The following is a 12,492-nucleotide window of genomic DNA, read 5'->3' on the forward strand; positions in this document are numbered from 1 at the left end:
ATGTCCGGCGGGCCAGATCTCGCAGCCGCGGCGGACGTCGTCGCGTCCGACGGGCTAGTCATCTATCCAACCGAGACAGTCTACGGACTCGGTGCCGACGCGCTCGAACCGGACGCCGTCGAACGTGTTTTCGAAGCGAAAGGCCGCGATCGTTCCAAACCTCTCTCGCTGGGTGTCCCGGATGTCGAGCGAGCCCTGGAGTACGTGCACGCTTCTGAGCGCGAACGGCAGTTCATGCGGGCGTTCCTCCCCGGCCCCGTCACGGTCGTCCTCGAACGACGCGAGACCGTCCCGGACATCCTCACCAGCGGACGCGAACGTGTCGGGATCCGCGTCCCCGATCACCACCTCGCGCGCGAACTGCTCGCCCGAACCGGCCCGCTGACCGCAACGAGCGCGAACGTCAGCGGACGACCGAGTGCGACCCGGGTCGCCGATGTCGATCCGGAGATCCGCGAGGTTTCGGGGGCGATCCTCGACGGTGGCGAGACGGCGGGAACGGCGAGTACGGTCGTCGACGTGGCTGCGGGGGAGATCTACCGACATGGAACGAGCGTGGACGCGGTCGAACGCTGGCTCCGGGAGCGTTCAGAGTAGCGATCGAAACGAACGCGTCCGGACGCCACACTCCTCGCGGTAGTTACACGATTCGCATTTCCGTCTGTTGTCGACCCGCGAGGGCGGGCCGTCGATCGAGGCGACCGTCCGCATCGTCGCCCGATAGGTCGCTCGTCGATGAGCGGACAAGTCGATACGGCGAATGACGCCGTGAGCCGGATACTCGGCGAACGCGATCTCGACCGGACGCTCGCGCTCGTAGGACAGTGCTAGCGCCGCCGCGACCAGACGTACGGACTGTGGCCCCCAAATCCCAGTCTCGGGCGGCTCGCCGGCGAACACAAGTGACGGCGCCAGCGGCTCCTCAAGTACCTTATGGGCGATGCCCCGACAATCCCTCCCTTCCAGGAAGACATCCCGTCCGGCGGGATCGACGAGGCGATCCCAGGAATCGAGACGCGCCTTGGCTCGGTGCAATGTCGAGCGATACTGTGTCCCAGTGACGGCTATGGGCTCGGTGGAGAGATCCGACTCGACGAGTAAACGCGGGTACTCGAAAGCCAGCGCACGCGTCTCCACGACCGCTTCGGGTATCTCGGGATCCTCGTCCACCAGTTGACGATAATACAGCTGGCGAGGGCAGTAGGCAGCAATCGCCAGGTCGTGAAACGTGGGCACGCCGGTTTTAGCTGCGTTCTGGCACTTGAACCGACGGAACGGTCGAAACTGGATGGAAAAAGATGGGAAACGTCAAAAGGAGACGTCCGTCTCGATGTCGGCGACAGCCTCCTCGAGGCCGTCCTCGGTCACGTCCGCCGTCAGTCGGTCGGCGAGGTCGGCATCGGGGAGGACGTCCCGGAACGCGCTCCGGAACCGATGGCTCACCCCCCTGGCCTCCTCGCGAGCCACGAGGACACGTCGGTAGCGAGCGACCGCGTCACGATCAAGGCCCAGTTCCTCGGCCAGGGCCTCGTCGTTATCCTGCCTTTTGAGTCGGCCCCGGAGTGTCTCCCAGTCGATCGGCGCCTCGTTGTCCGAATCCCGAAAGAGATGGAGTTCGAGTCTGGCCGCCACGACGGTCCTCTCGTCGATCGACAATCGGTCAGCCAATTCGACATCGGTATCGCCGCGATAGAACCTCCGGACCAACTTCACCCGCTTGTCATCCCCGAGGTCGGTCTCGAAGGAGAACCGCTCGCGCATCTGATCGACGACCCCCCGGAGCTGTGCCTCGACGGTCTCCTCGTCCGGATCAGATAGCGCGCCGTGGGCCACTTCCTGATCCTCCGTGACGGTATCGGTCCCGGCCACGTCGACGAACAGTTCCCGAAGATCGTCCGTCTTCTCGTCCATTGCGATCGAACTATTTGACCTGCAGACCATTGTAGGTGACGGGACCTGACTGTCGACGACGACTGATACGGATTATTGTAGATTATTTCCGGATAAACGTACTGACGTAACCGAAAACCCAAAGAAGATCGCCCCCTGGAACACCGGTACGTGCGCGTCCCGCCCTCCATCACCGATTCGCTGTCCACCGTCCCCTCGCTTCATGCTCTGCCTGTCGTCGGAGGGAATCTCATTCCGATCGCTGGCGTCCTCTTTTTCGAGTGGTCGCCGACAGCGCTGTTGCTCGTCTATCAGGCCGAACTGGCCGCAATCTGCGTCTGGACCGTGGTCAAGATCCCCTTCGCCCACAAGCGACCCAACAACGCTATCGACGACCGATTCAGACTGCTCGGCCCGCTCCAGGAAAAACGCGGCGCAGTCGGGTTGCCGGGTCCGCTGCCGCCTGTATACCCGCGAAACGTCCCGACGCTCGTCTTTGCAGTCGTCATCGCGCCCGTCGTCGTCGGACTGGCCTTCGTCGTCTTCGCCTTGACGCGACCGACGGTCACCGAGGCCGACGCGGCTGCCTTCCTCTTGGGCGGGGCCGTGGTTTTTCTCACCCGCGGGATCGACAGCTACCGCGAGTACTTCCGTGCGAACGAGTATTGCGAGCACTCCCCACGGTCACTACTGCTCGTCCCCTTCAAGTACCTCTTCGTCGTCGGCCTCCTGTTCATGGCGTTTTTCGGCCTCGAATCGACCGTCGAGACGACCACAATCCTCGATCCCAGGCGGTCGGTACTCGCCCTCGCGATCGGGAAACTCGCCTACGACATCCGGGCGAGCCGACTGGAACATGACGACGACCGCCGGAGCCTGTTCTCGCTACTCTATGGGAGTAAACGCACCGAGATCGAACCCGTACCCGTCGAGACACCGGATACGGAACCAGATCTCCGGACGTCGATGGGTCGGAAAGAGCGGGTCGTTGACGCTGTGGTTCACGGCGTCATCTACCTTGCGGGTGCGATCGGGTTCGTTACCGTCCTGATCGTCGGCTTTGGCGTGGTCGCGTCGAGTGTCGCCATTGTCCTCGTCGGCCTCGGTTTCGGCGTGTTCTTCGTCGCATTACGAGCGATCACACGCTACCTCCGATACGGGACGGTTGAATACCACTGCTACGACGACGTGCTCGTCGCGTACGACCGGCTTCTCGAGGAACCACAGGCGAAAGTAGAGAATTACGCGGTCACCGACATCACGATCACGAACGGACTGGTCGATCGACTGCTCGACAGTTCGTCACTCGATTTCGACGTGTATTCGACGGACGACACGACGATGGAGATGTTCGTCCCAGCCCCCGAGAGAGTCGATACTGACGACGATGCCAACGAGAGCGTCGCGATGGACGTGCCCCATCTCACGGATCCCCGATCGATTACGGAGACGCTCGGTCTCTCGTGGCATCTCGACGACAGCGCGAGTAAGTAAACGGTTACGTGACGATCTCTGGGCACTATCCGGATCGTCGCTGAACGTGGCTCAAACGTCCCTTTGATCTTATGTCAGGATTATGGACGTGGGTCGAACACTGTGAAATGCGGAGGTATCACGATGCCGCTGCTGAAATGTTCCAACTGCTCCGGACGGTTCGACTCGCTTGCCGACATGCGCGAGCACGTCTCGCGCTCCCACGAACGAAATACGCCACAGAGCCACAGGGGCTGATGGGGCGCCCCAATACGGAAATCAGTTTCTCGGAGAGTGGGGCGTGGTCATTCCGGACTGTTTCGCGTCCAGCAATCCTGCGTCCCCGTTGATGTCTCACCGGGCCAAAGAGTGCCTCACGGAGGAGTACCCATGGCACTCCTGAAATGTTCCAACTGCCCTCAACGATTTGACTCGCTCACTGATATGCGTGAGCACGCCTGTCGTCACCGTCAACAGAAGGAACGTGAATGGCATTGAGCGCAAGATTTTCGGGTACATTCGAGAAATTCGATTAGCGTTCCTCGTGACGTGAGGGGAATCCCCGGCGTTTCGCGCCTGGAAACACTGCATACGACTTGATTATCCGTCGCCTCGCAACGCCTCATGCCCGCCCAGGTCGGAGGCGGGTTTTGACTTTCCACTCCCGGTTCCCCCGCCGGTTGTCGCTTCCCACCCTACCCGACCCCCTTTTCGTTCTGTTTACAGGCTGTCGAGGCGAATGCCACGGGGTTGTCCGGAAATCGGAGGTTTTCGTGATGAGAATTTGATGTTTACAACGAACCTGCGAGCGGGCCTACGGCCCGCAATCAGATCACGAGAATCGAAGATTCTCAGTACCCCACAAAGGTACGGTACTGATAACCGCAACCGCAAACGAGCGGCAGTCTCTCGAAAAGCCTGTTAGTTGAGAGGTCTTTCAGTGAGGCGCAAAATTCCAGCGAACAAGCCACCAGACGATCGGTTCACCCGGTAGATATCGACCGGGAACGCCTAACTTCGCAGTGGTAACGCTGTCGTCGACTGCAGTCGCCGACTCGACAACAGTCACCAGTCATGGGTTGGTCAGAACGCTACTCGCCATCTTTCTTCGCCATCAACGGCGGCCGTCTGCGGTTGCGGCTGCGGATTCAGTACCGAACTTTGTGAGGTACTGAATATGGTTCACCTGGTCACGTTCATCGGCACTCCTGGCGACTACCAGAGGGAGGAGTACTTTGTAGTCAGATTCGTCCGGAACCGCGGCCAAACGAACCGGCGGTCGAAGACGAGCTTTCTGTGCCCAGTTCACCGAAGTCCATGTCTTCGAAGTGTTCGGGCGCAGTACGTTCGGTCGCGTAGACGTAGAGGGCAGTCTTGGCGATTCCGCTGAGTGCCTTGCCGACCAGCAGTCCCACGACGACCACGGTCCCGCCGACCGACAGCGTCGCCACCAGCTGGACGGTCCCCAGGCCTGTCGTCGCGACGTATGTGATCGCGCCGAGGACGACGCCACCCAGAGCCAGCAGGACGGTCACCACGTCGATCGCACCCATCGCGCCGATGGACTCGCCCCAGGTGTCCTTGAACGTCCTCGCGCTCTCTCTGAACATCTCCGTGATCGAGGGGTCCCGAAAGACGATCACCGGGACAACGAAGTACGTCATCACGCTCCAGGCGACCGCGAAGACCGCAGCAAGTAGGTGGGCAACGAGGTTGTCCTCGCTCTCGATCGCGCGGAGGATCACGCCGACGATGGCGGCGACGACCGACCAGACAAGCAGTGGCAATTTCCGCTGCCAGGCGGCCGCCAACGCGGAACGAATCGACGGCTCATCGCCACGGAACGCCGTTCGGGTCGCTACGACGAGCGCCGCCGTGAAGAACGACGCGACGAACGTCTCGACGAGGTACGCGACGAACAGCGCGGCGAAGATCGCCGGGCCGGGCTCTTCGAAGAACGGGCCGGTGAAAGCGAGACTCCCGAACAGCGTCGCGAGGAACGCGAGGCCCGAAAGCCCGCCGATCAGCGGGAACAATAATAGTTTCGGATGAGCTCGGAGCACGCAGACGCTCCGGCGTGCCATGCCGAACCCGATCATGAGACGTTTGATCACTCCCATACCCGGGTTTCCGGGCCACAACCGATAAAACAGCTTGCCATTGTCTCCGACTCCGAAACGCTGAACAACCCGTATATCCCCCGCTGCCAAACGGGAAACCAGTCCGAGATGATGATGCTGAAAACACATGTGAAGGAAAGGACTGGAGATGATGCGTAACAGACGGCAGTTTCTCGCGGCAGTGGGGAGTACGATTAGTATCGCGTCAGTCTCGGGCTGTCTCGGAGTCCTCTCCTCCAGTGGGACCGACCCAAGATACCCGGGAGGGACCGTCGTAATCGAGAACAAGGGCGATCAGTCGCTGGCCGTCTCAATTACGATTGTCGAGGACGAATACGACGCGACAATCGAAACGTCAGTGCCCGCCGGCGAGACCTACGTTCGACGAGAGTTCGTAGATGCCGACGCAGGCGAGGTCGTCACGCTCTCGGCACGCCTCGGCGAGAGTGGTGATCCGGCAACGTTCGAGTTGCTCCCCGCCGGCGGAGAAAACAACGCTCGACCGGAAATCGCGCGACTGGCGGTGCAAAACGCTGTCGAGGCAAGTGCTCAATGGACTGCGGAACGTGGTGAACGATGATTGCACCAGACAATCTCTTTGGAGACCACCCTTTCTCAGCGTGGAACCTCGCCATGACTCTTAAGTACAAAAGTGCCTGACGGACGTGTATGGTTCCCAGCATCGTTCACACGCTCCGAAGCCGACTCACGCTTCGGCGGTTGCTCCCCCATGCAGCATTCCTCGCCCTCGCCTACGGTGTGACCAGCAGTCGTGACATCCTCCTCTCTAACAGTTATAACAGGCCGTAAGACCTCTTCCCACCCCTGAACAGTAAGAGATGGGATTCCAAGGGCCAGCTAACAGACAGTATTTTATATTAGAACCACTAACTCGAAGTTAATATTCTTCATGAAAGCGATATTAGGGCCGAAAACGAGGTTCTGTGAGATCCCACGCTCGTCTACTCCTACATCTCTGTCCCCGTACTGAAACTTGTGAGGTCGTCGATGCGTTCTTCGAGGGCCTCGATCTCCTGGCGGAGTTCGTCGGGGCAGACCACGGCTTCGCCAGCGACGACTACGACGACGCACTCCGAACGCTCTGTACGACGGACACAGACCTCGAATTCTGGCTGGAGCAACTCGATGCACGTGTGTCCGGTGTCACACTCGACGCAATACTCTCGGGGGAGTTGTCCTCGGAAATGGACGACCAGCGAGATAACACTGAAGATAGCGGCGGTACCTCCGACAGATCAGCGAGAGACGACGATTCCACGGGCCATTCCGAGCGGACGGGCGACGTTCTCCATGTGTCATATTTCACTGATGGACCACTCAGCACCGACAATTTCACCGGTGGCGCAATAGATGTCGAACACGTGACCGTCTGGACACTGAAACTCGAGTACTTCGTCGGTGACGCGTTCGAGGAGTTACGCGTCGATGAACCGACGACCGTCGAGAAACACTAGCGTCGAACCAGCCAAATCAGGGACGACCGACACGAAGATATCGTCGTCACTCCAGAAGCGGCCGATATTCTCGACCTATGTCTACATCCTTGAGGAACTCGGTCGCGAAGACGCCCTCTCGCAACTCCACGAGGAGATCTACCTCGAAAGCAAGCGCTTCTGCGAGGAGTACGCCCGACAGCTGATCGACGAAGGTAACGAAGACCGTGCGATCGAAGTCGTTGAGGACGGTATCCATACGTTCCGATCGGATCGTACCCTTCGCTGGCTCGCTGCCGACCGCTACGAGGACCGGGATATGGACGAGTACCGTGCCACGCTGAAACAGTTGTTTCTCGATCATACGGAGTGGGCAGCGTACGACGACCTGAAGTCGGTCTGTGACGATCAGGAGTGGCAGTCGATCTACGAGGAATTCGAACGGCATTTCGAACGGGACGATAGAAAAGACCTCGTCGCACTGTACGTCCACGACGACGACCTCGAAAAAGCGTTCGTCGAACTGAAAGACGGGGCGGATCTCTCGTCGGTTCGCCAGTACCGTGATCCAGTCACAACCACTGCGCCGGTCGAGTACTTCGAGCTCTACCGGGAACTTCTCGTCCCGTTTGCCGCTGGCGACACCGGACGACACTACCGAGACATCGCCGACCACCTAGAAGAGATGCAGGGGTTGGTCCCCGAAGCGCGGTTCGTCGATTTCCTGAAAGACAATCACTCGAACCGGCCAGCGTTTCTCGACGAACTGAACAAGGCCGGGTTTTGAGCAACTCCGTGCTGTACGCCGAACGTTTACTCGTGATAGCGATCCCAGCCCTGATCGGTGGTCAAAAGCAGAGAGAAAGGTCCGATTCCAACAGCGATCCTTCGGGATACGCGCGAACAGCGCCCGTGGACGTTCAATACCCTCTGGTCGAGACGTGCGACGTGACACTCTCGACCGGAGACTATGCCGCCCCAGCCGACTGTACACACGACCCAGGGGCAAACACCTATCAGCCATAGTTCGCGGTCGAACGCAAGTCCTGTCAGGACTTCCTCACTGCACTCACGTGGGAACGAGACCGATTCATCTCCGAGCTACAGCGGGCCGCGGAGTGGCTACAGCCCCTTATTGTCGTCGTCGAGACTTCCTGGGAAACCCTGCTTCGCAATCGCGGCTGTATGACGTGGCGGGACATTCATCCGAATCAAATCGTGGGCACCCTCTCGGCATGGACTCGTCACTACAACGTTGCGTTCCATTTCGCCGAGTCACGCCGACGAGCCGAACTGTGTGCGTATCTCCTCCTCGTTCGTCACAGTTTGCTCCGACGACGTGAGTAAGTCCGACACGACAACTTGTTCGGTTGAGCTTTCTGTCTACTTTCCGATATACCGACGTCAAAAGCGAGACGCGCCAAGACATCGTCGTCTTGGATTTTAGGGAATGTGTGAGAGCCAAGGGCCGGATTTGAACCGGCGATGGGCGGCTCTGCAGGCCGCTGCGTTCGGCCGGACTCTGCCACCTTGGCGCGTATAAAACTCTTCGACGCAACGATTTATGAGTTGTGTTCTGGCCGACATCGCGTTTGATGCCGGCGATTGGTGGCTGTCGCACGCGATGAAAGAGCGCGCGACGTTGACAGACGAACGAAGTGAGTCTGTCAGAACGAAGCGAACGCAACGTTCGCGAAGGTCGGAGCGCTTTGCGCTCCGGAACTGCAGGCCGCTGCGTTCGGCCAGACTCTGCCACCTTAGCGCAGTATACACTCACCAGTCTGTCGAGTGAGGTTTTCGAGTAGCGACCGCCGACAGTGAACGAGTGACGATTGCGTGAGAGATCACTATCCCCACCAAAAGCCCGCTATCCCACTCAATCCCCAACAATTGAACACAATCGACCCAAATTTATCAGGACGTAAAAACGTTCTTGGGCGTTCTCCCCATAGGGACGCGTACATGTCGACACTCGACCGAACGTTCCCCGACGAGCATAGTACGTCGCATCTGATCGCGCTCGGTGCCGTCCTGATCGTCGCGAGCCTGGGCGTTGCCGGCTGGCTACTGAGTACTGGTGACATTCCCGGCGGCCTCAGTACGTTGCTGTTGACTGTTGCCGGCGGCCTCTTCGTCGCGATTGGTAACGCAGAAGATTCTCGAGCGAGTGCCTAGTGGATTTCTCGTCGTCTGTTGACCGTTACTTCCCGCGCTATCCACTGCTTGTCGGTCATGTTGTTGCTCACGAGGCGTCGGTAACATCCAGAAGAGTCGCTGCTCGTCCATAACGACGAAAAACCCACCCGGAGGAGACAGATGTCTCTCCCGGATGGGTTGAATGTGGTATGAATGGAGGCGGCGAACCGAATTTCCCAGAGGGTCTCCCACTCCAGTACTCACCGGAACGCAGGCGGGCTTAACTTCCGTGTTCGGAACGGGTACGGGTGTTGCCCCGCCGCTATGGCCGCCTTAACGCCGATCCGTGGAATCGAACCACGCGAGGCCAGCGATCGGTCGATGCACAACCACGTGTACGTGCGATCCAGTTTGCGCCTGGACGCGACTACGTCGCGTTCACATGCGGTATGAATGGTGGCTTCGGTCAGTTAGTTCTCGCGGGCTAAACACCTCGTTACCTCGGTGCGTACACCCCGAGTCTATCGAACTCGTCTTCTACGAGCAACCTCAGCGGTACCTCTTTTCCGGGTGGGTTTCCGGCTTAGATGCGTTCAGCCGTTACCCCGTGTGGCGTGGCTGCCCGGCAATGCTCTCTCGAACAACCGGTACACCAGTGGCCACCAACCGTAGTTCCTCTCGTACTATACGGTCGTTCCCGTCAGGTACCAAACACCCCCAATAGATAGCAGCCGACCTGTCTCACGACGGTCTAAACCCAGCTCACGACCTCCTTTAATAGGCGAACAACCTCACCCTTGCCCGCTTCTGCACGGGCAGGATGGAGGGAACCGACATCGAGGTAGCAAGCCACTCGGTCGATATGTGCTCTTGCGAGTGACGACTCTGTTATCCCTAGGGTAGCTTTTCTGTCATTCATTGCCCGCATCAAGCGGGCAAATGAGTTCGCTAGACCACGCTTTCACGTCAGCGTTCCTCGTTGGGAAGAACACTGTCAAGCCATCTTTTGCTCTTGCGCTCTTCTCCGGATCTCTGACCCGGATGAGATGGCCTTAGGGCGCGCTCGATATTCTTTCGAGCGCGTACCGCCCCAGTCAAACTGCCCGGCTATCGGTGTCCTCCTCCCGGAGTGAGAGTCACAGTCACTAACGGGTAGTATTTCAATGTTGACTCGGTGGCGTGCTGGCGCACGTACCTGTGTAATGTCTCCTACCTATGCTGCACATTAGCGACCATGTCTCAGCGACAGCCTGCAGTAAAGCTCCATAGGGTCTTCGCTTCCCCTTGGGGGTCTCCAGACTCCGCACTGGAATGTACTGTTCACCGGGCTCAACGTTGGGACAGCGAGGCTCTGGTTAATCCATTCATGCAAGCCGCTACTGAAGCGGCAAGGTACTACGCTACCTTAAGAGGGTCATAGTTACCCCCGCCGTTGACGGGTCCTTCGTCCTATTGTACTAGGTGTTCAGATACCCGCACTGGGCAGGATTCAGTGACCGTACGAGTCCTTGCGGATTTGCGGTCACCTATGTTGTTACTAGACAGTCCGAGCCTCCAAGTCACTGCGACCTGCTCGTTCCCCGAGCAGGTACCCCTTATCGCGAACTTACGGGGCTAAATTGCCGAATTCCCTAACGTCGATTGATCCCGACAGGCCTTGGCTTTCTCCGCCAGAGCACCTGTGTCGGTGCTGGGTACGAGCACCGTACTGTCTTTTCATGGGCCCCAGGTTGAACCAAATTTCTCTATCTCGCCGTTCGCCCGCTTCGTGCCATTACGGCTTCCACGAGCTTTGACGATTCGACCGGGCGAGTGCCCGGCTCGGTCTACCCCGAGGCGTCGACATTGAATGTACGGTGGCACTGGAATATTAACCAGTTTCCCGTTCGATCCGCTCGAGTTGCGACGGATCTTAGGATCGGCTAACCCTCGGCTGACGAACAGTGCCGAGGAACCCTTGCTCTTTCGGCCGTCAGGATTCTAACCCGACTTTCGCTGCTACTAAGACCAGGATTTTCGTTTCTACGCGGTCCACACGAGTTCTCACCCGTGCTTCCACCCGCGCAGAACGCCAACCTACACAGCCACCCTGTGACGGGTGTGGCTAGGTATCGGTGGTGGACTTGAGCCCCGATCATTTTGGGCGCCTCAAACCTCGGCCGGTAAGCTGTTACGCTTTTCTTGGAGGGTAGCTGCTTCTAAGCTCACCTCCCGGCTGTCTAGGGCTTGAGACCACCTTCGATCGCACTTAGTCCACACTTGGGGACCTTAACCCAGCTCTGGGTTGTCTCCCTCACGGTACACAGGCTTACCCCGCATACCGGACTCCTCGCGTCGACAGCGTCCGTAGGTTCGGAGTTTGACAGCCGCGCCGACTCCTCTCGGAGGCGGACACGGCAATCGGTCGCTCTACCCCACGGACTACCTCGGCGAAGGTCATGCTTCGACATGTTTCGGTTGGAACCAGCTGTTGCCGGACTCGATGGGCCTTTCACCCCTACACATAGATCACGAGAGGGTATTGTAGGACACCAACTCTAACAGGCTTCCACGTAGCTTTCGCCACGCTTCACCTTGTCCATGCGTAGATCGTCCGGATTCGGGTCGTGCCCGTATGACTCCCCGCCCTTGAAGACGGCGGCCCTCGTGCAAAGCACTGCGGCCATGTCGGTTTCCCTATGCCTTCCCCGATGATCGGGTTAGACTCGCCATACAAGCACACTCCCTGGTTCGTTTTTCAAAACGTACGACTGAACACCGGCTTCTCTCGATTCCTACTGTATCCTCGCGGATAGGTCGTTTATCGAGAGACCTTTTGTGCCCAGTCGCTCCATCGTCAACTGATTTCAGGCCCTATTTCGCCTCCCTTCTGAGGGTACTTTTCAGCGTTCGCTCACGCTACTTGTTCGCTATCGGTCTCGGGACGTATTTAGTCTTAGCAGTAGATGCCTGCCAAATTCACGAGGGATTTCCAACCCCCGATACTCGGGAACTGGCGCACGTCGTACTTGACCTCGTTACGGGGCTGTCACCCTGTATCGCGCTCCGTTCCAGGAGACTTCAAGAGGACGTTCCGACGATGAGTGCCAGTCCACACACCACATTGCCCGTGAGGGCTTCGGTTTGGACTGTGTCGCGTTCACTCGCGGTTACTAACGACATCACGTTCGTTTTCTCTTCCTGCCGATACTGAGATGTTTCAGTTCTCGGCGTTCCCCATTGCGCAAGGCAATTGCGATGAGGAGTTCCCATTCGGGAATCTCGGGTTCTACGCCTCCGTGCGGCTCCCCCGAGCTTATCGCAGCTTGGCACGCCCTTCGTCGGCGCCCGAGCCGAGCCATCCACCAGCTGACATAGCAGCCACGTCGAGTATGAACTCGACGTAACGCGTCCAGTGGACGCCTGGATCGCACGTACAC

The 12,492-nt window shown here is 58.9% G+C and carries 9 protein-coding genes, 1 tRNA gene, 2 rRNA genes and 1 pseudogene; 7 read left to right on the forward strand and 6 right to left on the reverse strand.

Annotation, left to right across the window (positions count from 1 at the left end):
* Window positions 1-597, forward strand: a complete 597-nt coding sequence (locus E3374_RS14030; RefSeq protein WP_136689591.1) for an L-threonylcarbamoyladenylate synthase — start codon at window positions 1-3, stop codon at window positions 595-597.
* Here E3374_RS14030 and E3374_RS14035 read toward each other — a convergent pair.
* Together E3374_RS14035 and E3374_RS14040 are read right to left on the reverse strand one after the other, a co-directional pair.
* On the reverse strand, window positions 589-1,236 hold the full coding sequence (locus E3374_RS14035) for a CRISPR-associated protein Cas4 (RefSeq protein ID WP_136689592.1): 648 nt from the start codon (window positions 1,234-1,236) through the stop codon (window positions 589-591). The genes E3374_RS14030 and E3374_RS14035 overlap by 9 nt on opposite strands.
* 72 nt (window positions 1,237-1,308) lie before the next feature.
* The gene (locus E3374_RS14040; RefSeq protein WP_136689593.1) at window positions 1,309-1,911 is read right to left on the reverse strand and encodes a hypothetical protein; all 603 of its coding nucleotides are present in this window, start codon (window positions 1,909-1,911) and stop codon (window positions 1,309-1,311) included.
* Window positions 1,912-2,061: 150 nt separating this feature from the next.
* On the opposite strand from E3374_RS14040, the gene E3374_RS14045 reads away from it, so the two are divergent.
* Window positions 2,062-3,384 (forward strand): DUF6498-containing protein, encoded by a 1,323-nt coding sequence (locus E3374_RS14045; protein ID WP_136689594.1) that lies wholly within the window; start codon window positions 2,062-2,064, stop codon window positions 3,382-3,384.
* 1,220 nt (window positions 3,385-4,604) lie between these two features.
* On the opposite strand, the gene E3374_RS14050 is transcribed toward E3374_RS14045, so the two are convergent.
* Window positions 4,605-5,483: a DUF6159 family protein gene (locus tag E3374_RS14050; RefSeq protein ID WP_136689595.1), complete on the reverse strand. Its 879-nt coding sequence runs from the start codon at window positions 5,481-5,483 to the stop codon at window positions 4,605-4,607.
* 151 nt (window positions 5,484-5,634) lie between these two features.
* On the opposite strand from E3374_RS14050, the gene E3374_RS14055 reads away from it, so the two are divergent.
* From E3374_RS14055 to E3374_RS17760, 4 genes and pseudogenes are all read left to right on the forward strand, one after another.
* Complete coding sequence (locus E3374_RS14055) at window positions 5,635-6,063, forward strand: hypothetical protein (RefSeq protein ID WP_136689596.1); 429 nt, start codon at window positions 5,635-5,637, stop codon at window positions 6,061-6,063.
* A 364-nt stretch (window positions 6,064-6,427) separates the two neighbouring features.
* A complete protein-coding gene (locus E3374_RS17755) occupies window positions 6,428-6,958 on the forward strand; it encodes a hypothetical protein (protein WP_169051862.1) in 531 nt (176 codons plus the stop codon).
* Window positions 6,930-7,724: a hypothetical protein gene (locus E3374_RS17465; protein WP_248299496.1), complete on the forward strand. Its 795-nt coding sequence runs from the start codon at window positions 6,930-6,932 to the stop codon at window positions 7,722-7,724. Before E3374_RS17755 ends, E3374_RS17465 begins: the two co-directional genes overlap by 29 nt.
* A 302-nt stretch (window positions 7,725-8,026) precedes the next feature.
* A pseudogene (locus E3374_RS17760) lies at window positions 8,027-8,284 on the forward strand (ERCC4 domain-containing protein); the annotation flags it as partial.
* A gap of 112 nt (window positions 8,285-8,396) precedes the next feature.
* Here the strand turns inward: E3374_RS17760 and E3374_RS14070 are convergent.
* A tRNA-Cys gene (locus E3374_RS14070) sits at window positions 8,397-8,472 on the reverse strand.
* Between the two features lie 427 nt (window positions 8,473-8,899).
* Between E3374_RS14070 and E3374_RS14075 the strand changes: the two genes are divergently transcribed.
* Complete coding sequence (locus tag E3374_RS14075; protein ID WP_136689597.1) at window positions 8,900-9,112, forward strand: hypothetical protein; 213 nt, start codon at window positions 8,900-8,902, stop codon at window positions 9,110-9,112.
* A gap of 175 nt (window positions 9,113-9,287) precedes the next feature.
* Here E3374_RS14075 and rrf read toward each other — a convergent pair.
* Both rrf and E3374_RS14085 read right to left on the reverse strand, forming a co-directional pair.
* Window positions 9,288-9,409 (reverse strand): 5S ribosomal RNA (gene rrf, locus E3374_RS14080).
* A 115-nt stretch (window positions 9,410-9,524) separates the two neighbouring features.
* Window positions 9,525-12,442, reverse strand: a 23S ribosomal RNA gene (locus tag E3374_RS14085).
* Between the last annotated feature and the right edge of the window lie 50 nt (window positions 12,443-12,492).

It is taken from the genome of Halorhabdus amylolytica (assembly GCF_004944975.1).
Lineage (GTDB): Archaea > Halobacteriota > Halobacteria > Halobacteriales > Haloarculaceae > Halorhabdus > Halorhabdus amylolytica.